The 21,606-nt window shown below is 70.1% G+C and carries 22 protein-coding genes; 13 read left to right on the top strand and 9 right to left on the bottom strand.

Translation table 11 applies throughout. The features are described from left to right. Nucleotides 1-52 precede the first annotated feature (52 nt). Nucleotides 53-526 (bottom strand): indole-3-glycerol phosphate synthase, encoded by a 474-nt coding sequence (locus ACQEWB_RS37970; protein ID WP_432839312.1) that lies wholly within the window; start codon nucleotides 524-526, stop codon nucleotides 53-55. 133 nt (nucleotides 527-659) lie between these two features. Next, nucleotides 660-1,463, bottom strand: a complete 804-nt coding sequence (locus tag ACQEWB_RS37965; RefSeq protein ID WP_432839310.1) for a pyrimidine reductase family protein — start codon at nucleotides 1,461-1,463, stop codon at nucleotides 660-662. Between the two features lie 37 nt (nucleotides 1,464-1,500). Here ACQEWB_RS37965 and zapE point away from each other — a divergent pair, with 37 nt between their 5' ends. From zapE to ACQEWB_RS37930, 7 genes are all read left to right on the top strand, one after another. Continuing rightward, nucleotides 1,501-2,607 (top strand): cell division protein ZapE, encoded by a 1,107-nt coding sequence (zapE, locus tag ACQEWB_RS37960; protein ID WP_432839308.1) that lies wholly within the window; start codon nucleotides 1,501-1,503, stop codon nucleotides 2,605-2,607. Between the two features lie 154 nt (nucleotides 2,608-2,761). Next, nucleotides 2,762-3,154 carry a hypothetical protein gene (locus ACQEWB_RS37955; protein WP_432839306.1) on the top strand — a complete coding sequence of 131 codons (393 nt, stop codon included), beginning with the start codon at nucleotides 2,762-2,764 and terminating at the stop codon, nucleotides 3,152-3,154. 91 nt (nucleotides 3,155-3,245) lie between these two features. Beyond that, entirely contained in the window at nucleotides 3,246-3,824 is a 579-nt protein-coding gene (locus ACQEWB_RS37950; protein ID WP_432839304.1) for a carbonic anhydrase, read from the top strand. 8 nt (nucleotides 3,825-3,832) lie between these two features. Next, nucleotides 3,833-5,290: a SulP family inorganic anion transporter gene (locus ACQEWB_RS37945; protein ID WP_432839302.1), complete on the top strand. Its 1,458-nt coding sequence runs from the start codon at nucleotides 3,833-3,835 to the stop codon at nucleotides 5,288-5,290. A gap of 111 nt (nucleotides 5,291-5,401) precedes the next feature. Then, nucleotides 5,402-6,178, top strand: a complete 777-nt coding sequence (locus ACQEWB_RS37940; protein WP_432839300.1) for a slipin family protein — start codon at nucleotides 5,402-5,404, stop codon at nucleotides 6,176-6,178. Between the two features lie 10 nt (nucleotides 6,179-6,188). After that, a complete protein-coding gene (locus tag ACQEWB_RS37935; RefSeq protein WP_432839298.1) occupies nucleotides 6,189-6,743 on the top strand; it encodes a YbhB/YbcL family Raf kinase inhibitor-like protein in 555 nt (184 codons plus the stop codon). A 65-nt stretch (nucleotides 6,744-6,808) separates the two neighbouring features. Next, nucleotides 6,809-6,934: a hypothetical protein gene (locus ACQEWB_RS37930; RefSeq protein ID WP_432839296.1), complete on the top strand. Its 126-nt coding sequence runs from the start codon at nucleotides 6,809-6,811 to the stop codon at nucleotides 6,932-6,934. Nucleotides 6,935-7,201: 267 nt separating this feature from the next. Here the strand turns inward: ACQEWB_RS37930 and ACQEWB_RS37925 are convergent, their stop codons facing one another. Beyond that, on the bottom strand, nucleotides 7,202-7,954 hold the full coding sequence (locus ACQEWB_RS37925; protein WP_432839294.1) for a hypothetical protein: 753 nt from the start codon (nucleotides 7,952-7,954) through the stop codon (nucleotides 7,202-7,204). A 13-nt stretch (nucleotides 7,955-7,967) separates the two neighbouring features. Further along, complete coding sequence (locus ACQEWB_RS37920; RefSeq protein WP_432839292.1) at nucleotides 7,968-8,660, bottom strand: hypothetical protein; 693 nt, start codon at nucleotides 8,658-8,660, stop codon at nucleotides 7,968-7,970. A gap of 636 nt (nucleotides 8,661-9,296) precedes the next feature. Between ACQEWB_RS37920 and ACQEWB_RS37915 the strand changes: the two genes are divergently transcribed. The 4 genes from ACQEWB_RS37915 (at nucleotide 9,297) to ACQEWB_RS37900 (ending at nucleotide 11,670) form a co-directional block, all read left to right on the top strand. Continuing rightward, on the top strand, nucleotides 9,297-9,806 hold the full coding sequence (locus ACQEWB_RS37915) for a hypothetical protein (protein WP_432839290.1): 510 nt from the start codon (nucleotides 9,297-9,299) through the stop codon (nucleotides 9,804-9,806). Nucleotides 9,807-9,889: 83 nt separating this feature from the next. Next, nucleotides 9,890-10,732, top strand: coding sequence for a polysaccharide deacetylase family protein (locus tag ACQEWB_RS37910; RefSeq protein WP_432844215.1), 843 nt, complete (start codon nucleotides 9,890-9,892; stop codon nucleotides 10,730-10,732). A gap of 18 nt (nucleotides 10,733-10,750) precedes the next feature. Next, nucleotides 10,751-10,927: a hypothetical protein gene (locus tag ACQEWB_RS37905; RefSeq protein ID WP_432839288.1), complete on the top strand. Its 177-nt coding sequence runs from the start codon at nucleotides 10,751-10,753 to the stop codon at nucleotides 10,925-10,927. Next, nucleotides 10,924-11,670, top strand: a complete 747-nt coding sequence (locus ACQEWB_RS37900) for an aminoacyl-tRNA hydrolase (protein ID WP_432839286.1) — start codon at nucleotides 10,924-10,926, stop codon at nucleotides 11,668-11,670. Before ACQEWB_RS37905 ends, ACQEWB_RS37900 begins: the two co-directional genes overlap by 4 nt. A gap of 7 nt (nucleotides 11,671-11,677) precedes the next feature. On the opposite strand, the gene ACQEWB_RS37895 is transcribed toward ACQEWB_RS37900, so the two are convergent. The 5 genes from ACQEWB_RS37895 to ACQEWB_RS37875 are packed head-to-tail and all read right to left on the bottom strand — an operon-like array spanning nucleotide 11,678 to nucleotide 16,573. Further along, on the bottom strand, nucleotides 11,678-12,934 hold the full coding sequence (locus ACQEWB_RS37895; RefSeq protein ID WP_432839284.1) for an ABC transporter permease: 1,257 nt from the start codon (nucleotides 12,932-12,934) through the stop codon (nucleotides 11,678-11,680). Continuing rightward, nucleotides 12,931-13,713: an ABC transporter ATP-binding protein gene (locus ACQEWB_RS37890; protein ID WP_432839282.1), complete on the bottom strand. Its 783-nt coding sequence runs from the start codon at nucleotides 13,711-13,713 to the stop codon at nucleotides 12,931-12,933. Before ACQEWB_RS37890 ends, ACQEWB_RS37895 begins: the two co-directional genes overlap by 4 nt. Continuing rightward, nucleotides 13,710-14,993: a peptidoglycan-binding protein gene (locus ACQEWB_RS37885; RefSeq protein WP_432839280.1), complete on the bottom strand. Its 1,284-nt coding sequence runs from the start codon at nucleotides 14,991-14,993 to the stop codon at nucleotides 13,710-13,712. Before ACQEWB_RS37885 ends, ACQEWB_RS37890 begins: the two co-directional genes overlap by 4 nt. A gap of 54 nt (nucleotides 14,994-15,047) precedes the next feature. Beyond that, a complete protein-coding gene (locus tag ACQEWB_RS37880) occupies nucleotides 15,048-15,995 on the bottom strand; it encodes a hypothetical protein (RefSeq protein ID WP_432839278.1) in 948 nt (315 codons plus the stop codon). A 44-nt stretch (nucleotides 15,996-16,039) separates the two neighbouring features. Next, the gene (locus tag ACQEWB_RS37875; protein ID WP_432839276.1) at nucleotides 16,040-16,573 is read right to left on the bottom strand and encodes a hypothetical protein; all 534 of its coding nucleotides are present in this window, start codon (nucleotides 16,571-16,573) and stop codon (nucleotides 16,040-16,042) included. A 541-nt stretch (nucleotides 16,574-17,114) separates the two neighbouring features. Here ACQEWB_RS37875 and ACQEWB_RS37870 point away from each other — a divergent pair. Continuing rightward, on the top strand, nucleotides 17,115-21,140 hold the full coding sequence (locus tag ACQEWB_RS37870; RefSeq protein ID WP_432839274.1) for an SGNH/GDSL hydrolase family protein: 4,026 nt from the start codon (nucleotides 17,115-17,117) through the stop codon (nucleotides 21,138-21,140). A gap of 4 nt (nucleotides 21,141-21,144) precedes the next feature. Continuing rightward, nucleotides 21,145-21,606, top strand: a complete 462-nt coding sequence (locus ACQEWB_RS37865; RefSeq protein WP_432839272.1) for a hypothetical protein — start codon at nucleotides 21,145-21,147, stop codon at nucleotides 21,604-21,606.

Genomic DNA, 21,606 nt, shown 5'->3' with positions numbered 1-21,606 from the left:
CGGCGGACGTTCAGCGCCCCACCCTATTGCCTGCGGCGCCCCGGCCCCCCACTCACGCCTTGCTGTGCGAGAACAGCTTCAGCACCGGCACCCCCACCTTGTGCCGGGCGCGCGAGGCCCAGTCCCGGTGGAAGAACTCCTCCACATAGTGGGGATCCGTCAGGACGATCACCTCGTCCGCGCCGATCTCGTTCACCAGCGCCTTCAGCGCGTCCAGCGGGTGATCCTCGATCAGTCTTCCGTCGGCCTCGTTGCCCGCCGCACGCAGCGCCTGCAACGACACCTCCAGCGCCCGCTCCCCGAAGTCCTTCGCCGCCTCCCCCTCGGGAACCTCCCGCTCCCGCGCCGCCTCGTCCAGCTCGCCGAGCGCGACGTCGTCGATGGCCCGCAGCAGGCGGTCCGCCTGATCGCCGCGGGGCTGGAGGAGCACATGGAACGACACCCCCTCGTCACCGTGCAGGGTGGTGACGAACTCCACGTCTGCGGACGTCAGGGCCTTCTCGATCATCAATACGCTTGTGAACACCGGGCGCCCCTTCTGCGGAAACCATCCTGCCCCGTGATGTCACGGGGACTGCGAGATTCAGTGTGCCCGCCGCAAGCTAAGCGGAACGGTAGGTTCCGCCGTCTCAGGGACCGGCGGGACCGCTGAACGAATTTCAAGTGCGCTGGTAGCGACTGAAGAGGAAGCCCTCCTCCTCCAGGAGCGACACGAGTTCGAACCGTTGCGGAACCGGAACCGACGGCCCCCCGGCGATGCGCTGCGCGTCACCGGCGGTGAGCATCGGGGCCAGCGTCAGACAGAGCTCGTCCAGAACCCCGGCCGCGATCATCTGGCCGAGCAGCCGGGGCCCGCCCTCGGTCAGCAACCGGGTGTGCCCCAGCTCGCCGAGGGCCTGCACGGCGCGTGCGGGGTCCACCCCCATGCCGTCCCCGGCGATCACCACGCGGGCGCCCGCCTTCTCGGCGACGGCGACCCGGTCGGGAGCCGCCGCGGCGCCGGTGAGGACCAGCGTGGGCACCAGCGGCGAGGTGAACAGGGGGAGGGCGAAGTCCAGGTCCAGGCTCGCCGTGACCACCGCGATCGCCGACGCCTGGGCCTGCCCGGCCGCCTCCCGCGCCGCCGCGAACTCCGCACGCGCGCGTGCCGGCCGGTAACCCTCCTGGCGTACCGTTTCCGCACCGACGACCACGACGTCCGCCAGCGCCCGCAGGGTGCCGAAGATCCGCATGTCGGCGGCGGTGGAGATGGGCTGCGACTTCCCGTCGTGCTGGGCGGCCCCGTCCAGCGTGGACACCATGTTCCCGCGCAGCCAGGGCACCCGCCGCCCGCCCGCGGCGGGCCCGGGATAGGCGTAGGCGGCGGCGAGCTCGTCGAGACTCCACTCGCGCCCCTCGTCACCGCCGCCCGCGGCGGGGGCGGTCGACACTGTCTGGTCGGTCACAGGGAACAGGCGTCGCATGTCGTGCAGTGTTCCACGACGCTTAGCATGGGTAACCGTGTCGTCCTCCCCTTCCGCACCCGGCATCCACCCGATAGCCGACGCGGCCCCGCTGTCCCTGTGCGCCCGTGCCCCGCATGTCCCCGCGGACCGGCTGGTCGCCGAGATGGTGCCGCCGCCGCGCTTCGACTCGGTGCGCTTCAGCACGTACATCCCGGACCCGAACCAGCCCAGCCAGACCGAGGCCGTACGGGTCCTGGAGGGCTTCGCGGGCGGTCTCGGCGGGGCGCACGCCGCCGGCGGCGGCGGGCGCGGCTTCTTCGGGTTCGGGAGGGCCAGGGCGCCGAAGACGCCGGCCGGGCCGCGCGGGGTCTACCTCGACGGCGGGTACGGGGTCGGCAAGACCCACCTGCTCGCCTCCCTGTGGCACGCCACCCCGGCCGAGCCCGCGCTCAAGGCCTTCGGCACCTTCGTCGAGCTGACCAACCTCGTCGGCGCCCTCGGCTTCCAGCAGACCGTGCAGACGCTCTCCGGCCACCGCCTGCTCTGCATCGACGAGTTCGAGCTGGACGACCCGGGCGACACCGTGCTGGTCTCGACGCTGCTCGGCCGGCTGGTCGACGCGGGCGTCGCCCTCGCCGCGACCTCCAACACGCTGCCCGGCAAGCTCGGCGAGGGCCGTTTCGCGGCCGTCGACTTCCTGCGCGAGATCCAGGGCCTGTCCGCCCACTTCCGCCCGCTGCGCATCGACGGCGAGGACTACCGCCACCGCGGCCTGCCGGCGGCACCGGCGCCGTACCGCGACGAGCAGGTGACGAAGGCGGCGTACGCCACCGAGGGCGCCTCGCTCGACGGCTTCCCGCAACTCCTCGACCACCTCGCCAAGGTGCATCCCAGCCGCTACGGCGCCCTGACGGACGGCCTCAGGGCGGTCTGCCTCACCGACGTGCAGCCGGTGCCCGACCAGGCGACCGCCCTGCGCCTGGTCGTGCTTGCGGACCGGCTCTACGACCGTGAAGTCCCGGTCCTGGCCTCGGGGTTGGCCTTCGACAAGCTCTTCAGCGAGGAGATGCTGAACGGCGGCTACCGCAAGAAGTACTTCCGCGCGATATCGCGCCTCACCGCGCTCGCGCGGGACGGCGAGAAGCTCGTCGGCACCGACTAGATCACGCCAACCCACCAGCGCATTTCAGGCTCTCTTCAGCCCGAAACGTTAAGTTAACCCTGCAAACAACTTTGCAGGGTTAACGTGTTTCTTGACCAGTGATTGACCATCACTTGGTGGGTACGAGAGGCGTTGACGGCACGAAGGGGGGCGCATGTTCCGAGGTACGACGACCCGGACCGCCGTCGCCCTGCTGGCCGCCGTCCTGCTCGCCCTCCAGTTCTTCGCGCCGACCGCGTCCTTCGCAGCCGCGCACACGACCCGTCACGCAGTGGCCAAAGACCTGCCCGGAACCAAGCTGTCCGGCAAGGCGCTGCGTGACGAGTCGACGACGTTCGGCGACTGCGGCCACTCCGGGGACCCGACCGGTCCCCTGCGCTCCCGCGACCGGCACGCACCCACCGGTTTCACGTCCGAGGAGCCCGAGCGCCAACTGCTGGCGCAGGACCCGGCGTCCGTCCACGAACCGGTCGCGCTCCGCGCCCTTCATCTGTCGAGATCCTCGACATCGCACTCTCCGGCGGCACTTCAGATCTTCCGCTGCTGAGAGAGCCGAGCAGAACAGAGCAGTTCCCCCACCCTGTCCTGCCCCCCACACCGACGTGCCCCCACGGCGCGCCAGGAGGAGTCACCACGTCATGCAGCCCCTCATCGACAACGCCCGTACGTTCGGACAACGCCCTGAGGAGTTCGCCAAACTCGCCGAAGGCCAGTCCCCGCAGGTGCTGTTCATCACCTGCTCCGACTCCAGGGTCGTACCGGCCCTGATCACCGGCGCCCGCCCGGGCGAGCTCTTCGAGCTGCGCACCGCGGGCAACATCGTCCCGCCGTACGCCTCCGAGCACCCCACCAGCGAGGCGGCCACCATCGAGTACGCCGTGGAGGTGCTCGGCGTCCGCGACATCGTGGTCTGCGGACACTCGCACTGCGGCGCCGTCGGCGCCCTGGTGCGCGGCGACGACCTGACCGCCGTACCGGCCGTGCGCGACTGGCTCGCGAACGCCACCCCTCGCCCGGCCGGGACGGTCGAGGATCCGACCGTGGCCGAGGGCGTGCAGAGCCACGTCCTGACGCAGCTGCTCAGGCTGCGCTCGTACCCGTACATCGAGAAGAAGCTGAAGGACCGTCAACTGTCCCTGCACGCCTGGTTCTACGAGGTCCACACGGGCGCCGTGCTGGCGCACGACCCGGACACCGACGGCTTCAAGGCCCTGTGAGCGCGGACATGATGACCAAATACCCTCACCTGCGGCAGGACTTCGCCGCTTCCCTGGTCGTCTTCCTGGTCGCGCTCCCGCTGTGCGTGGGCGTGGCCGTCGCCTCCGGTGTCCCGGCCGAACTGGGCCTGGTCACCGGGATCGTGGGCGGCATCGTCACCGGGCTGATGCGCGGCAGCAGCCTCCAGGTCTCCGGGCCGGCGGCCGGTCTGACCGTGCTGGTCTTCGAGGCCGTAAGGGAGTTCGGGCTGCCGGCCCTCGGCGTGATCGTGCTCGCCGCCGGTGCGCTCCAGGTCCTCATGGGCGTCCTGAGGCTGGGGCGCTGGTTCCGGGCCATCTCGGTCTCGGTCGTCGAGGGCATGCTGGCCGGCATCGGTCTCGTGCTGATCGCCGGACAGCTCTACGCGATGGCCGACACCAAGGCCCCGGCCTCGGGCCTGGACAAGATAGCCCGGCTGCCCGGCGCGCTCGTCGACGCGCTCGGGCGGACCGACGCGCTGGCCTCGGTGGCGCTGGGCGTCGCCACCATCGCCGTACTCGTGCTGTGGAAGCGGATGCCGAAGCAGGTGCGCACGGTCCCCGGACCGCTCGCTGCCGTGGCCCTGGCGACGCTCGCCGCGCTGCTGTTCTCCCTCCCCGTCGCCACCGTCGAGGTGCACGGGCTGCTGGGTTCGATCCAGCCGCCCCCGCTGAGCGCCTTCGCGGAGCTCGCGAGCGTCGGACTGCTCGGCACGATCGTCGCGTTCACGCTGATCGCGTCCGCCGAGTCGCTGTTCAGCGCGGCGGCCGTGGACCGGCTGCACGACGGTCCGCGCACCGAGTACGACAGGGAACTGATCGCGCAGGGCGCGGGCAACGCGCTCTGCGGTGTGCTGGGCGCGCTGCCGATGACCGCGGTGATCGTGCGCAGCGCGGCGAACGTGCAGGCGGGCGCGCGGACGAAGGCGTCCCGGGTCATGCACGGCGTGTGGCTGCTGCTCTTCGCGGCGCTGCTGCCGGGCGTCCTCGCCTACATCCCGATCCCGGCGCTCGCGGGCATCCTCGTCTACTCCGGCGCCAAGCTGATCCCCGTCCGCGAGATCGTGTCGCTGTGGCGCGAGCACCGTGGCGAGGCGCTGATCCTCGTCGTCACGGCCGTGTCCATCGTCGCGGTCAGCATGTTCGAGGGCGTACTCATCGGTCTGGCCCTCGCGGTCGCCAAGACGGCCTGGGAGGCCTCGCACCTCAAGCTGGAGGTCATCGACAAGGGCGCGGGTCCGGTCCAGGCGTACCTGTCGGGCAACGCGACCTTCCTGCGGCTGCCGAAGATCCTCGACAGCCTGGAGGCGCTGCCCCAGGACCGCCCGGTGGAGCTGGACCTCTCCGGCCTGCACCACCTGGACCACGCCTGCCGGACCGCCCTGGAGAACTGGGCGGAGCGGCACAGCGCGGTGGGCACGGAGCCGGTGCGGGTGACCACGCCGTAACCCGTCACCGAACGACCTGGTGGCCGGTCCCGGGTCCTCATGGCCCAGAACCGGCCACCAGGCATATCGTTACAGGATCAGACAAAAGGGCCTCTGAACGAGGGGGTCGTCATGTTCCCTGAACTGCTGGGGGTGCTCGCGGCGGTCGGCGCCGCGGGGCTGGTCTACCTCGCCTCGGCGGCGCGGGTCGTCAAGCAGTACGAGCGCGGGGTGGTGTTCCGGCTCGGGCGGCTCACCGGCACCGTCCGCGAGCCGGGCTTCACGGTGATCGTCCCGCTCGTGGACCGGCTCAGCAAAGTGAACATGCAGATCGTCACGATGCCGGTGCCGGCCCAGGAGGGCATCACCCGGGACAACGTGACGGTGCGGGTGGACGCGGTCGTGTACTTCCGGGTGATCGACGCGGCGAGCGCGCTCATCAAGGTCGAGGACTACAAGTTCGCGGTCTCGCAGATGGCGCAGACCTCGCTCAGGTCGATCATCGGCAAGAGCGAGCTGGACGACCTGCTCTCCAACCGCGAGAAGCTCAACGAGGGCCTGGAGCTGATGATCGACAGCCCGGCCGTCGGCTGGGGCGTCCAGGTCGACCGGGTGGAGATCAAGGACGTGTCGCTGCCGGACACGATGAAGCGCTCCATGGCCCGCCAGGCCGAGGCCGACCGCGAGCGCCGGGCCCGCATCATCAACGCGGACGCCGAGTACCAGGCCTCCAAGAAGCTGGCGGAGGCGGCCCAGCAGATGGAGAACACCCCGGCAGCGCTCCAACTCCGGCTGCTCCAGACCATCGTCGCGGTCGCCGCCGAGAAGAACTCGACGCTCGTGCTCCCCTTCCCGGTGGAACTGCTCCGCTTCCTGGAGAAGGCCCAGGAGCACCCGCAGGACCACTAGCATTCCGCCCATGGACCGCAGGCTCGTGATCCTGGCCGCCGCGGCGGCCCTGGGGCTCGCCTCGGGTTGCGGTGACGACGGAGGCGGTACGTCCGCCCCGGCGCCCAGCGCCGCACAGCGGCTCACGGTTTCCAGCCCCGCCTTCACCGACGGCGGCACCATCCCGCGCCGCTACACCTGCGACGGCGAGAACGTCTCCCCTCCGCTGACCGTCTCCGGCGCCCCCTCCACCACGACCACCCTGGCCGTCCTGGTCCAGGACCCCGACGCCCCGCACGGCACCTTCACCCACTGGCTGCTCTGGAACGCCGACCCGCACGGGACACGATGGCCGGCCGGACAGCCGCCACAGGGCGCGGTCCAGGGCCGTAACGGCTTCAAGAAGACCGGCTACGGCGGCCCCTGCCCACCCAAGGGCGACAAGCCCCACCACTACGTCTTCTCGGTCTACGCCGCCGACCGCACCCTCGACCTGCCCTCCACCGCCTCACCCGACGACGTCAAGCGGGCGTTGACCGGCCACACCCTGGCCACGGGCACCCTGACGGGCCGCTACGGCCGCTGATCCCCACGACCGGACGAGCGGCCCCCCGGCGCAAGATCGAGGAACACACGCGGAAGGAGCGGCCCGTGGCAGGGCGAGACTGGACCCGTCTGCGGAAACTGCTGCGGGTACCCGGCGGCGAGGCGGGCGGCGACCTGGCCGCCGTGGCCGCCATGAGCGAGCACCTCGCCGACCTTCAGGAACGCCTGTAGGCGTCGAGCACCACGGGCGACCCGCGCCGGATCCTGCTGATCCTCCAGGGCATGGACACCAGCGGCAAGCCCCCTGATACTTGATCCCGGCAGACCGCAAGTGGTACCGCAACTGGACGGTGGGCCGACTCCTCCTGGAGCACCTTGAGGCCCTGGACCCGTAGTACCCGAAACCGGACTTCGACGTGGAGGCATGCCGCAAGCGGCTGCTGGCGGAGAGCTGAGGCGCGTCGGTGAGACGGTCCCGGCTCTCCCCGACTCGGTCACTCAGTCAGCGATCGGCATCTCCAGCAGCCTTCGGGTTTCGATCGTGTTCTCTCCTGCATAGGTGATGTGAACCGTTTCGCTCTCCTGATGGACGAGCGCCTTTTCCTCCAGGGTTCGCAGCGTTCTACGCAAGTGCTTCCGCATGGCGGCGGGGACCCATTGGTACAGATCCGTGTAGGAGACCTCGCGCGGACCCTTGTGGTAGAGCAGCATCAGAACGTGATCTCCCGCCCGGGTGCCGGGCAGCAGCAGTTTGGGAAACAGTCCGAAGTCCTGCACCACCGGGATCTTGCGGGAGACGAGTCCTTCGACCATGACTCGGGCCTGCTCCGGTGATGTTCCCCCGCTCATTCGGATGAACTCTGCCATCACCCAGTCCAGGACGTGCACGACGAGCGTCGCGTCCTGAAGATTGGGGTCAATTCCGTCAGCGAGATGGGCCGCATCCCTGTTGTTCCGGATGTCGTAGACGATCCGCAACGCTCGTGGAATGAAGTGACGAACGGACCGGGAGAGTCCGTTCGTCGCCCGCGAAGCCAGGTAGTCGGCGATCTCCATCGTCTGGAGTTTTCCCCCCAGGGGCGTGTGCTTGCCCTTTGCCACGTCTTCGAGGATTCGGTAGGCCGCCTCGCAGAAGCGTCCACCCTCGACGGCACTGAGCCGATGGCCGCCCAGGTAGTAGTTCCTTTTCGCTTCTTCGTAGGCGGCAACGAGCTCATCGACGAGTTTGTCGTCGTAGGCGGCCTTGAGCACGTCCCTCACGGAATCAGTCACCGCTCGCGCCGCCGTTCGCCTGTGACTTCTTGTTGCCGATCTCTCGCTTGCGCGGTCGGTACGGATGCTCGCTGAGGGCAGCCTTCGCGGCCTCTCTGTCAGGCAGGGCATCGACCAACGCTTCGCCTCGCACCGAGAGCTGCTTCGTTCCTTTCCCCGCGGTGACGAGAAATCCGCTCCCCCTGTCCGCGTTGTCCACGTCACGCGAAGGGTTACCGAGCTTGGGACCTGCGGACTCCGTGTTCAGGTCAACGATGTCCGGCGTCTTGAAGTGCGGCGTACTGCGATAGTGGTCCAGGTAGTACGCCAGACACGCCACGCGTTCCACGTTGGAGGCCGGGCGCTTCCGGCTGACGAACTCGCGGGGGCTCGGCACCTCCTCGTCGGCTGCGATCACAGCGGTCACCCCCGTGCTGATGGGCATGGCCGCGCGAACGGGCTCGGCTCGCAGCGCGCCGCGTGGCACCGCCGCCACATCCAGGGCGTCCGACAACCACGCAAGCACACGTGCGCGTCCCCTGTCATCGAGCGGCTCCAGAGCGGTGAGGGCCGCCTGCATGGCAGGAAGGTCCGCGCGCGCGGCGGCCCCGCTGTCGCTCTCCTGGACAGCAGTGGGGCCGCCCTCCTCTCCAACGGTCACTGGGTCCGGCACTTGATCAGCTCCCGAGCCGGCATTGTCATCCACGACTTGCCTCCTCCGATGCACTCGCCACGCGCCGGCCTTCGTTGACGGCTCGACGTCACGAGTACAACTTCATGACAGAGGCGTCGCGCTTATGTCGCGCAGAGCGTGCGAATAGCGTGCGACAGGCGGAATCCGCTGCTGGGAAGCCACATACTCGAAACCGTTGTTCAGGGCTGGGGCTACGCGGGGACTACTGCTCGAGGGCAGGCTGGGAGGTCATCAGTGACGGCTTCGACGGAGCAACGGTTTCGGGTCACAGGGGAGCTCCTCCGGCAGCTCCTCATGACGACCCCACGCTATCGGCGCAAGTGGCTCAGTGAGACGAAGCGTGTACGGGGAAGCCTGAGTCAATCAGCGGTGGCGAAGGTGATCACCTTGCATCTCTGGGACTCTGGGGAACGGAGTGAAAGCGAGACGACGCTCCAGCGAATGCTCAAGGACAGAGTGTCGCGGGCCCTCGGTGGGACTTCGGTGTCCACGGAAACACTCAAGTGGATCATGGAGGCCTTTGCCATGACCCAGAGCGATGCGGACCACTTATGGGCCACATACTCGGCCGAACTGGGCTGCTCTCCCGGAATCGCTCACACACTGCGCAGACGCCGGGAGATGATCAGGCGTCAGCGCCATCGTACCGTGAGCCTCGTCGAGCGCTATTTCGTGGACGCGACAGGATCGTTGAGGCTGCGCAACACGTTTCACACCATCCGTGCGGTCGAGGACGGCGTAGATCTCTACATCTTCAACCACGAACCGCAAGCTTCCGACGTCGAAGTACTACACGGAGGGAAACCGGGCCTGCGCCATGTCTACGGTGGGGGCATGATCGGGCGAGAGATCATTCTCGCGCCTCCCCTTCAGAAATCCCAGACCACCGCCCTGGAATACCGGACGCGTTTCGAAACCACGCCGGACTGGCGCCCCACCGAAGTCAGACGGGCGGCCTACGCGCGCACGGAGCACGTCGACCTGGCGGTCAACTTTCCGGTTGGCGGGACTCCGCGCACCGTGTGGTGGTGCGTGTGGGACGACCATCTGGGAGGGGAAGCCATCCAGAAGCAGTCAATGCACCCTCAGAACGGCACCGTGCGGCACTACGTGCCCTTCATCGAAGAAACATCCGTCGGTTTCGCCTGGGAATGGTGAGAGAACTCCGGAACCGCTGGCAGTCGGGTGACGATTCAGCCAGGTTGAGGTGCATATGGATATGATCGTCATATGTTCTGATGGTGATCACTCTTGTGCGACGTGTCTCCGCCGCCTGTGCACTCGGCGCCGCGCTCACCGCTTGCGGCGCCCCCGACGCGCCCCACGCCGCCCGCCCGGCGCCCACCGCGACCTCCGTCGCCCCGTCCCGCCCGCCCACCCTCGCGCCGGGTCCGGCCGGTCTCACCCCTGTCTTCAAGAACGGGCCGCGCACGCTCGGCAAGGTGGTCGCGTTGACCTTCGACGCCGACATGACCGCCGATCAGGGGGCCCGGGCGGCGGCGGGCGAGCGGTTCGACAATCCGGAGCTGATCGCGGAGCTGCGGGCGCTGAAGGTGCCGGCGACCGTGTTCATGACGGGGCGGTGGGCCGACGAATACCCGGTACAGGCCCGGTCCATCGGCCGTGACCCCCTCTTCGAGATCGCCAACCACTCCTACAGTCACTACGCCTTCACCGGCAACTGCTACGGCCTGCCCACCGTCTCCGCGGACCGGATGCGGGCCGACGTCGAGCGGGCGTACGCCGCCTTCCGCAGGGCCGGAGTGCCGGACGCGATGCCGTACTTCCGTTTCCCCGGCGGCTGTTACGACCACGAGGCGCTCAAGGCCCTCACCCCGACCGGCGTCACCGCCGTGCAGTGGGACGTGGTGAGCGGGGACGCGTTCGCGACGGACGCCGACGCGGTGGCCCGGCAGGTGCTGGACGGGGTGCGGCCGGGTTCGGTCGTGGTCATGCACTGCACCCGCAGCGCGGCCCCGGCGACCGAGCGGGCGGTACGGACGATCGTGCCCGAGCTACGGAAGCAGGGGTACCGCTTCGTGAAGGTCTCGGAGCTGATCGGCGACGCGAGGGGGCGACGGTGACCGGCTTACGCTGAAGGCATGAGCGACGAGGACGACAGCGACGGCCACCGCACGGTCGGCGACGCGGACGGGCCGAGGTACGCCGACTGCGTGCTGTGCCGGAAGCCGACCGAGTACCCGGAGTCGTACAAAGGGATCACGCTCTGCCCCGTCTGCGAATGGCAGGAGGCACAGCGCACCGCGTGCTCGGGGTGACGCGCCCCTTAAAGTTGGCCGGTGTGAGTCCTACGCCGACAAGTGACAGTCCCTTCCGGTCCGAGCCGACCGTCCGTGACGAAGCACCCCAGTTCGTGCTGCCTCTCGTGGTACGGATCGAGAAGGCGGCGCCGCCCGCCCGCACGGACGCTCTGGAGACCGCCGCCCGAGCCGTGCTCGTCATGCTCAGTGATGAGCGGTCCGTGGGGGACGGGGAATGGGCTCAGGTCATGCGGGACTGGCAGGACGCCCGGATTCGGAAGGTCGTACGGCGGGCCCGTGGGGCCGAGTGGCGGCGGGCCGAGGCACTGCCCGGGATCACCGTCGTCGGGAAGTCGGCCGAGGTGCGGGTGTTTCCGCCCGTTCCGCTCGACGGCTGGCCCAAGGAGCTGGCCAGGTTGCAGGTGTCCGGGACGGATCTCGACGATCCGGAGCCGCCGGTGGAGGCGGATCCGGGCGTGCCCGTGCTGTGGACGAATCCCGAGCTCGACATGTCGGCCGGGAAGGCGATGGCACAGGCAGGGCATGGTGCTCAACTCGCCTGGTGGGAGCTGTCGGACGAGGAGCGGACGGTCTGGCACGACGCCGGCTTTCCGCTCGCCGTCCGGGACGCGGAGCCGGGACGGTGGGCCGAACTGACCACGAGCGGGCTGCCGTTGGTGCGGGACGCGGGGTTCACGGAGATCGCGCCCGGGTCCTGCACCGTGGTGGCCGACCACCCTGCACTGCGCGGACGGCACTGAGTCGCGCTCAGCGGCGCAGTGCCGCGAGGGGCTCGATCCGGGCCGCCCGCAGTGCGGGGTACAGGCCCGCGAGCAGGCCGGTGAGGGTACCGACGAGTGGGGCCGGGAGCACGGCCGCCGGCTGGAGTACGGCCGTCCAGTCGCGGACCAGCGCCGTGCACAGCACCGTGGCGACGCCCAGGGAGGTACCGATCAGGCCGCCGAGGGTGCCCAGGGCCGTGGACTCGGTGAGGAACTGGGCCGTGATGTGGCGGGGCCGCGCGCCCAGGGCGCGTCGTACCCCGATCTCGGCCGTCCGCTCCAGCACCGCGACGAGAGTCGTGTTGGCGATACCGAAGGCTCCGACCACCAGGCAGATGACGGCCAGCCCCAGGAAGAGCCCGGACAGGTCGGTGTCGACCTGGTCCCGCAGGCCGTGCGGGTCGGGTGGCGGGGTCGCCTTGAGAAGGTCCGGCCGGTCGGGGCGCAGGGCGAGTGGTGCCTGGCGGGCGACCAGCTGGGCCGCGCCGGGGCGGGTTCTGATCAGTGCCTGAGCCGGCGAGTCGACGGGGGCGCCGTACTCGTGCAGGGCCGTGGTGGTGGGGATGACCATGCCCAGCAGGGTCTGCGGCAGACGTTCGGTGTCCGCGACGATGCCCACCACGCTGTAGGAGACGCCGTCGACGAAGACCGCCGGGCTGCCGTCGAGTCGGCTGATGCCCAGTAGCCGGGCCGCGGACAGGCCCAGCAGGCACACCCGCTCTCCCCGGGTCTGGTGGAAGGCGTTGTAGAGCGTGCCGGTGGCGAGGGTGGGCTGCATGGCGTGCAGGGCACCCGGAGAGGCCGCGTACACGCCGATGTCGGCGCCCCGCGTGCCCACGGTCGTGACGTCCGGCCGCGCCGAGATGAGCGGGTCGCGCACCGGGACCGGCCACCACGGTCCGCCGGCCACCACGCCGTTGAGTTCACGGAGGCGGGCGTCGGCGTCGGCGGGGAAGCTGGTGGCCTGCCCGCTGCCGGGGGCCGCGTCGTCCACGGTGACGGTGGTCTCCTCCAGCAGGCTGAAGGACTTGCCGATCTGCCCGGTCGCGGTGGACGTCAGACCGAGCACCGCGACGAAGGCCCACACGCCGAGGACGGTGCCCAGCATGGTCAGCACCGACCGGCCGGGGCGCTGGAGCAGCCCGGTGAGCGCCTCGGTGAGCAGGTCACGCGCGTGCAGCCGGGTCGGGGGAACCGGTCCCTCGGTGCGGGCGCGGGTGCGGCCCGGCAGGAGGGCGCTCACGCGGTACCGGTCCGCCCGGTCGCGAGGGGCCTCGCGCCGTCTTCGTCGGGGGCCAGCAGGCGGCCGTCGAGGATGGTGATCCGGCGGTGGGCGCGGGCGGCCACCACCGGATCGTGAGTGATCACGATGACGGTGACGCCCGCCGCGTTGAGGTCCCCGAGCAGGTCCATCACGGTGGCGGCGGTCGCCGAGTCGAGGTTGCCGGTCGGCTCGTCGCACAGCAGCAGGTCCGGCTCGTTGACCAGGGCGCGGGCGATGGCGACCCGCTGCCGCTCGCCGCCGGACAGAGTGGTGGGCTGCGCATCCAGGCGGTGGCCCAGGCCGACGCGTTCCAGGGCGTCCGTCGCGGCACGGACCCGGCCGGCGGCGCGGTCGGTGACGTAGAGCTGCGCGAGTGCCACGTTCTCCAGCGCGGTGCGGTAGGGCAGCAGGTGGAACTCCTGGAAGACGAAGCCGATACGGCGCCCGCGCAGCGCCGTGCGCTCGCGCTCGGACAGTCGCGCCACGTCCACCCCGGCGAGGGTGAGGGTGCCCGAGGTGGGCCGGTCCAGCAGCCCGAGGAGATTCAGCAGCGTGGACTTCCCCGAGCCGGACGGCCCGACCACGGTGAGGTAGTCGCCGGCCGGCACGGTGAGGTCGGCCGGGTGCAGCGCCTGCACGGGAGGAGAGCCTGGGTAGGTCTTCGAGCAGCCCGCAAGCCGCAGCACCACGGAAGGTTCCTGAGGGGGGATGGCCGTTTCCTCGGGGGTTGCGGGCGTTTCCGCGCGGGCCGTGGTCATTTCCCGACCACGACCCGGTCGCCGGCTTCCAGGTCGGCGCCACCGGCTGGGGTGACCTGCACCATGCCGTCCGCGGACGCCCCTGTCGTCACCCGCACGGTGCGCCGGCCGCCGACGGCTGTGACCACGGTGACCGAGGTGTGGGTGTCGGCGCCGGCCGTGACCGCCGCTTCGGGCACCGCCAGTACCGCCTTCGCGGTCGACGCGGCGGTCACCGTGATCCGCACGTCCTGGCCGGCGAAGGCCGTGCTCCACGCCTTGTCCGGCTTCACGACCAGCGGCCGGTAGGCTCCGCCGCCCGCGGTCGCGGCCGTCGCGGTGCCGGAGTCCGACGAGCCTTCCTTGCCGTCGCCCGGGGTGACGAGGGCGCCGATCGACTCCACGGTGGCCCGCGCCTGCGCGCCGGTGGCCTCCGAGAGCACGGAGACCTTCATCCCCGGGGTGACGAGGCCCGCCTGGGCCGGGTCCAGTTGACCGGTGAGCGTCAGGCCACCGCGGGCGAGGGTGATCACCGGCCCCTTCACCGGGTCACCGACCTGCACCGGAACGGACACCACCCGCGCGGGCAGCGCCGGCACGAAGATCACCTCTGACGCGGGCACCATGGCGTGCACGGTCGACGAGGTCTCCTGCCGGGGCGTGGCCCCCGGGGAGGCCGAGGCGTCCGCCCCGGTGGAGGTCCTGCCGTCCGGGTCGGCGGCGGTGCTCTCGTCGCGGCTCACGGGAACGGGGTAGCCGAGCTGCCGGTACAGGGCGCGCACCGCCTGCTCGGTACCGGGTCCGAAGACGCCTCGGGTGTCGCCGCCGGTGCCGTGGCCGAGCGAGGCCAGCGCCTTCTGCAACTGCTCCACGTCCCCGCCCTGTTCGCCGTAGACGAGATCCCGGTACGCCGGAACCGCGCCGGGCAGCGGGAACACCGGTCGCCCCGAGTACTCCACCAGCGCCCTGGCGGCCCGCACGGAGCGGCCCGCACGGGTGAACACGCCCGTCACCACCAACTGCGCGGGCCTGGACGGAGCCTCGGTCTCGGCCACCGACGACGGCTGGGCGGAAACCGTCCGGCCGTCGGCGAAGGTGCCACGCAGCACCACGGTGGAGCGCAGGACCTGTCGTGTCACCGGCGCGGTGATCACGCTCGGCGCGGGCGGACGGGTGTCCGCGGCCGCCTGTGAGGGCGACCGCACCAGCCCCGACCCCGCCAGTCCGCCCACCGACAGCAGCCCGGCGAGGGTGGCCACGCCCACGACGGCGCGCCGACGCCGGGCTGTACGCGATCCCATGGAGTCTCAAGTCCCTTTCGCCGGATGCGGGTTGGCACCGTCGTCGTGTTGCGTTCAGCGACCCAGTACGCCGGTCGCCGCCTTGACCTCGGCGGTGATCCTCTCCTTGACCTGGGTCAGGGCCAGCTGGTGCTGTTCGATCTGCTGCCGCTGGATGGCGGACTCCACGGTGAACCAGGTCCTGACGAGGCCGGTCTGCCGCTTGCACTTGATGTCGGTCAGGGCCGTGGTGATGTCCGCCTGGCCGGCCTGCCCGTTGTGGGTGTCCGGGGTGAGGTTCGCGGCATTCAGCGGGCTGTCCACGGTGTAGCCCTTCGCCTTCATGCACCGCGACCAGGCGCCGATGACGGCCAGCACGCGGGGGTCGCTCTGCGACCGGCGCAGGCTCTCGTAGTCGAGTTTGCTGGGCAGGCTCTCGTCGATGCGCGGCCCGATCCTCCGGGTCGCCTCTCCGAGGCATCCGTCCTGCGGGATGCTCTTGCCGCCGATCCGCGCCGGGGCCTTCCTCGCGCCCCGGGCGATGGCCAGCCGACCGGTGAGCACGGCCGTTTCCGCGGAGGTGAGCTTCGGCGCCGGCGGCGGGGTCTGGTTGAGATCGCCGAGGAAGTAGCCGAACCTGGCGGCCAGGTCCTGGTCGGTGATGCCGTAGCGGCGCGGCATGTTGGAGTCGTCGCTGCTGGGCGGCGGGGTCATGCCGCGGGCCGGCGCGGTGTAGGCGTAGCCGTACCGCTTCATGCACTGCGTGGTGAGCCGGTCGACGGCCTGGTCGATGACCACGGTGTCCGCGTACGGCTCCATGTAGGCCTCCATCGGCAGGACCAGGCCCTTGGCGAGGCCCGACGCGGGCACCGCGGCGGGCCAGGCGGGGGCGCCGGTCCCCGAAGGGCCGGCATCCCCCGCCCGGGACGTGCCGATCCCGCCGCTCGGGGAGCATCCGGCCAGGGCGAGCAGCACCACCGCCGCGACGGCCGCCGCGGGCCGTGCGGATCTCCGACCAACCATCAACTCTCCTCCCCTGGCGGCGAGTTGCCGACCACGACGCGACGTCAGGACCAGTGCTCCGAGGCGTCCTCGTTCTTCAGCGTGGAGTCGAAGTTGAAGTCCCCGTCGCAGTACCGGTCGGAGCCGAAGTACTGGGAGTGGCCGGTGTACCCGGAGTTGTAGTAGATCCGGTAGCTGTCCACGCCGCAGGGGTCCGCGGAGGCCGCGTTGTTCTTGATCTTCTGCCCGGCACCCGGCCGGCTGCCGAGGGTGCTGAAGACGAAGACGTACTGCCCGTTGCCGTCCAGGCCTGCCGAGAAGTCGTAGACGTCCCCGTACATGTCGGCGACCGCGCCGGGCGCCGGCTTCACGCCGCTGTCGGGCGACGAGTTGTAGTTGATGAAGAGGTCCGCCTCGCAGTCGGGGTCGAAGCCTCTGGGGTCCCTGGCGATGCAGGGCGAGGAGGAGTAGATGACGGTGACCGCGTGCGCCTGGCTCTCGGTGGCGAACGTGGTGATACCGGCGCAGGTGACGACGGCGAGGCCGATCGCCGCCGCCCGTCTGTTGACGTTGCGGAACGCGGAAAGAGCACTGACCATGACCCGTCCTTTGCAGTGAGGAAGGCAGGCAAACTCCGTGCGATGGCGGCGAGTTCGCCAATGGGTCATGAAGTGCGCGACGCCCCGCCCCCGTGTATCCCTGACGGCGCGCTCAATTCAGGGACGTGCACAGGTTTCTCTTCAGAGCCCAACAGGAACAACCAAGAGTTACCAAAGAAACATCCAAGCAACTTCCTGCACTTGAGGCGCAGACATCACCAACTCACGTGTGACTGAGGTCACTTCATGCGCGTTGGGTAGCGAGAGGAAGTGGAAGATTTCCGACAGAAATCCACAGGAACGAGGGGTTCCACCCCCACGGACCACGCTCGGTGGACATCGCTGTCATGGTGTCCGGATCCGTCCGTTGCCATGACCTCTTCCTTTTCCGGGACCCCTGCACATACCTTGTGTCGGCTTCACTCGCGGGAACTCTCCTGTCCCGCAACGGGGATGAGGGGGCACTCATGTCCCCCGCCTCTCACCCTCACGTCTGCTCCCACCGTCGGTCACACCTGCCCATCGGGACCCTGGAGGACCCTTGAGGCTGAGACACAGAGCACGTGCGTCCATCACCCTGCTGGCCGCTTCACTGGCGGTCACCGGCCTGACCCAGACCGGTCCCGCCTTCGCCGCACCACCTTCCGGGTCACCCGCGTCCGCCTCGGAGTCGTCCGGCGCGAACGACCCCACTCCCAAGGCACCGAGCCAGGACCGGTCCTCGAAGGTGCTCTCCCCGGACACGCAGCTGGCCAAGGGCTGGCAGAAGTCGGCCGACCGCGCGGTGACCGTCGCCGGTGACGGTTCCGCGCTGCGTGTGCTGACCGCCGACAGCGCCAAGGCCTACCAGTGGCGGACCGTCGCCACGCTCTCGGAACCCGGCTTCGGCACCGACCTGTGGATCGGGAACGCGTGCGTGACGGGGTCCGGCAAACGGGCCGTGGTCGTCTACGCGCCGCGGGACTTCACCAACGAGCCCGAGCTGATGGAGCGTGGCGCCTTCGCCGCCGTCGTCGACCTGACCAGCGGCAAGGTCACCAAGCTCGCAGACACGGTCACCCTGGGGTACTTCAACCCGGGCTGCGGCACCGGCGAGACCGCCGTGCTCACCCAGCTCGGCGACGAACAGCGCAACCAGACGCGGCTGTTGACGGTGAACACCGCCACCGGCACTGTCGTCCGCAGGCAGACCGAGAACGTCCAGGTCACCTCCGCGGTCCCCACCGCCGACGGCATCGTCGGCGCGGCGGCGGGCCGACTGATCGGCTTCGACCGGAAGAACCACGCCACCGAGCTCGCCACCACCGACGGCCCCGCCTTCGGCCTGCACGTCGACGCCAAGGACGGCGTCGACTTCCTGGACCAGAAGTCCGGCAGGTCCCGCGCCCGCCGCACCGCCGCCGGCCGGACCACCACCTTCGCCCAGGGCTCGTCGGGTGAACTGGGCCTGGCGGCCGGCACCTCCGGCCGCGTCTTCCTCACCGGCAAGCCCGCCTCAGTACAGCAACTGCCCTCCGCTGTCAGGCAGTTGAAGGTCCCGGCGGACGCCACCGTGTCCTCGACCGGCGCGCTCGCCGTCGACCAGGCCGTGTCCGAGAGCCTGCGCAGCCACGTCAGCGATCCCCTCGCGGCGACCGCCTGGAACACTCCGGCACCGCTGAAGATCAAGACCGAGGTGCCCGCGACCGGAAGGAAGATCGCCTTCACCGTGGGCGAGGCCGCCACCGGGGCGAAGGCCGCGGGCGGGCAGGCGTCACCGGCCCTGACCGGCTCCGGCACAGCGTCGAAGTCCGCGACCACGTTGTCGGCCGCCGTGGCCGGCAGCCCCACGAGCACGGTCGACGACGACCGCACCTGTTCGCAGCCGCGCAACGACCCGGCACAGCAGGCGTACCAGCCGACCCCCAACCAGGTCGAGTGGGCCGCCGACATGGCCATCCGGTCCGACCTCACCAGCGCCTACGTCCGCCAGGGCGGTTGGCGCACCGCCGACGCCCTCGGCACGGTCAACCCCCAGGGCATGTTCCCGCTGCCGGGTCTGAACGGGACGAGCAGCGGTCGTATCCCCGCGCAGGTCCTCCTCGGCGTGCTGGCCCAGGAGTCCAATCTCTGGCAGGCCGAGGGCGGTGCGCTGCCCGGCCAGACCAGCTCCACCCTGGCCAGCACCAACGGCTTCTACGGTCACCCCAGCGACCCGGCGTCCCCCGAGGACCACTGGCTGATCGACTGGTCCAAGACCGACTGCGGCTACGGCATCGGCCAGCAGACCGACGGCATGAAGACGGGCGCCGTGGACGAGCTGCCTGCCGCCCAGCAGCGGGCCATCGCGCTGGACTACACCTCCAACATCGCGGTCGCCGCGCAGACGCTCGAGAAGAAGTGGAACGAGCTGCACACCACCGACGCGTCCACCGCCATCAAGCTCAACACCGACGACCCGGCGGCACCGGAGAACTGGTTCGCCGCCCTGTGGGACTACAACTCCGGCCTCAACTACTACATCCCGGCCAACCCGACCGGCTACTGGGGCCTGGGCTGGCTGAACAACCCGTCCAACCCGCTCTATCCCCCGGACCGGCACGCCTTCCTGGACGGCAACACCTATGCGGACGCCGCCCATCCGCAGGAGTGGTCGTACGAGGAGAAGGTACTCGGCTGGGGCGCCTGGCCGATCGACACCGGGCGCGCCTATGCCGACGACGGCACCGCCAACAACAGCAACCCCGCGGGCTACTCGGCCGCCTGGTGGAACTCCGACGCCGACCGCTCCTCGGTCAAGCCGGACCTCGACACCTTCTGCGCCCCGCTCGTCAACGACTGCGACCCGGCCGACCCGCCGCGCTGCGAGGTCGACCACCTCGGCGAGACCTGCGACCCGCCGCACTGGTACCACGCCAACCAGACCACCTGGAAGGTGGACTGCCCCAACAGCTGCGGTCACGAGTACCTGACGTACAAGACCCTCAGGACCGAACTGGGCAACGGCAACAACGGATCCGGCACCATGTGCGACAACGCGGACGTGGGCTTCACCATCGTGGACGACGTGTCCAGCAGCGTCCCGACGTTCACCGACAACTGCGCCAAGTCGGGCTGGACCAACTCGGGAACCTTCGGCTTCCGTTTCAACGCCGACTCCGCCGGCCACTACGAGGCGAAGGGTGACCTGCACCAGATCGGCGGCGGGTTCGGCGACCACTTCTGGTACGCCCACGCCCGCGACGACGCCCACGGCGCCACGGCCAACGTGTCCGATCCCGGTACGGATCCGGGCGACGCGAGCGGCGCGATGGCCGCCACCGGCACCTGGAGACTCAACACCCAGCGCACCTCCTGGACCCGGGTACTGGTTCACCTGCCCAACACCGGCTCCGGCAGCCAGCAGGCCGTGTACACCATCCACCTCGGCGACGGCACCACCCACAACCGGATCATCAACGCAGTCGCCCACGCCAACCAGTGGGTGAGCCTGGGCATCTACCACTTCACCGCCGGCTCCGACTTCCAGGGCGTCACGCTGTCCAACTACACCCCCGAGGGGCAGGCGGACAACGACGTGGCCTGGGACGCCGTCGGCTTCCAGTGGCTCTCGGCCAAGCCACGGCACATCGTGGCCGCGCTCGGCGACTCCTACTCCTCGGGCGAGGGCGCGGGCTCGTACGACGAGTCCACCAACCAGGACCACGGCACCGTCGACTGGGACGCCTGCCGTCGCAGCGCCAACGCGTGGCCCCGCAAGCTCGTACTGCCGGGCGAGTCCGCGAGCCTGTCGCTGCTGTCCGACAACTACAGCCCCGACGCGGAACTCGGCTTCGTCGCCTGCTCCGGCGCCCACACCTGGCAGGTGGACGGGTCCGTCGACACCAGCTACTGGCAGAGCGGTGACATCGCCGCCGGCGACGGCGAGTTCCGGGAGATCCCGCAGGTGGACTCCGGCGTGCTCACCGACGACACGACGCTGGTGACGCTCACCATCGGCGGCAACAACTACGGCGCGTTCGTCAACGCCGTCACGGACTGCGCGGGCCTGGGCGACTGCGCGGGCAGCGACTTCCTCAGCAAGTACGAGGCGTTGATCGACCAGACCAAGGAGGACATCGGCGACACCCTGAGGGCCATCGCCCAGCAGGCACCGAACGCCAAGATCCTGCTCGTCGGCTATCCGGAGATCCTCAGCCGCACGGTCAAGTGCACGGGCTCCTGGTACATCGACGGCGACGAGGCCGCCGCTCTGGCGACCCTCGCCAACTACACGGACGCCGCGCAGAAGGCCAAGGTGGACGAGTTGCACGCGGCCGGGTACGACGTGTCGTACGCCAATCCGGTATCGGCGTTCGTCGGCCACGGCGGCTGCGACAGCGACGAGTGGATCAACAAGATCGTGCTCGGCCCCAACGGCGACGGGGACTTCCACGAAGGGGACCCGCACGCCGTGTGCATCGCCGTCTCGGGCATCGGCCAGACCTGCCTGAGCCGCGAGGCCTTCCATCCGAACAACGCGGGCACCACCGGATACGAGCACGTGGTGGAGGACGCCTTGACCTCCATCGGCTATACGGGAGCATGACCGCGTGACCTCCCCCACGCGGCATGCGCCACACCGCGGCAGCGGGCCGGCCGGGTTCCTCGCCCGGTCGGCCGGCTGCCTCGGCGCTGCCGTACTGCTCGGCATGCTGGTGGCCGTGGGTGTGCTGGTCTGGTTCTTCCAGGCCGTGCACGACAGCGGGCGGGACCGGGAGCACGACGCCCGGGCCGACGTCACCGCCGCGGCCGAGCGGCTCAGGACCCGGCTCCAGGGGGCCGACGCCGACGGCACCCTGACCGACCGGGAGATCGCCGACGTACTGCGCCCCCGAAGCCCCCGTTCCGTCGCCCGGACCGCGACCCGCACCACGGTCGTGGTCCAGGTCGCGGCATCCGACTGGGCCCAGTGCTACGCGTACACCGCCACCCGCACCGGCACCGTCACCAGCCGACCGCTGGACAGCTGCCCATCGCCTTCCCCTTACGGTGGGACGACGCGGCTCGGCTGA

The sequence above is a fragment of the Streptomyces sp. CA-249302 genome (assembly GCF_050936785.1).
Classification (GTDB): Bacteria; Actinomycetota; Actinomycetes; order Streptomycetales; family Streptomycetaceae; genus Streptomyces.
The sequence above is the reverse complement of the archived record's forward strand: the minus strand, read 5'-3'. Positions and strand labels throughout refer to the sequence as shown.

What these genes read in the sequence shown, in the direction of transcription:
- ACQEWB_RS37965 (WP_432839310.1), bottom strand. Translation starts at nt 1,463, where the DNA reads ATGCGACGCCTGTTCCCTGTGACCGACCAGACAGTGTCGACCGCCCCC.
- ACQEWB_RS37955 (WP_432839306.1), top strand. Translation starts at nt 2,762, where the DNA reads ATGTTCCGAGGTACGACGACCCGGACCGCCGTCGCCCTGCTGGCCGCC.
- ACQEWB_RS37950 (WP_432839304.1), top strand. Translation starts at nt 3,246, where the DNA reads ATGCAGCCCCTCATCGACAACGCCCGTACGTTCGGACAACGCCCTGAG.
- ACQEWB_RS37945 (WP_432839302.1), top strand. Translation starts at nt 3,833, where the DNA reads ATGATGACCAAATACCCTCACCTGCGGCAGGACTTCGCCGCTTCCCTG.
- ACQEWB_RS37940 (WP_432839300.1), top strand. Translation starts at nt 5,402, where the DNA reads ATGTTCCCTGAACTGCTGGGGGTGCTCGCGGCGGTCGGCGCCGCGGGG.
- ACQEWB_RS37935 (WP_432839298.1), top strand. Translation starts at nt 6,189, where the DNA reads ATGGACCGCAGGCTCGTGATCCTGGCCGCCGCGGCGGCCCTGGGGCTC.
- ACQEWB_RS37905 (WP_432839288.1), top strand. Translation starts at nt 10,751, where the DNA reads ATGAGCGACGAGGACGACAGCGACGGCCACCGCACGGTCGGCGACGCG.
- ACQEWB_RS37890 (WP_432839282.1), bottom strand. Translation starts at nt 13,713, where the DNA reads ATGACCACGGCCCGCGCGGAAACGCCCGCAACCCCCGAGGAAACGGCC.
- ACQEWB_RS37885 (WP_432839280.1), bottom strand. Translation starts at nt 14,993, where the DNA reads ATGGGATCGCGTACAGCCCGGCGTCGGCGCGCCGTCGTGGGCGTGGCC.
- ACQEWB_RS37880 (WP_432839278.1), bottom strand. Translation starts at nt 15,995, where the DNA reads ATGGTTGGTCGGAGATCCGCACGGCCCGCGGCGGCCGTCGCGGCGGTG.
- ACQEWB_RS37875 (WP_432839276.1), bottom strand. Translation starts at nt 16,573, where the DNA reads ATGGTCAGTGCTCTTTCCGCGTTCCGCAACGTCAACAGACGGGCGGCG.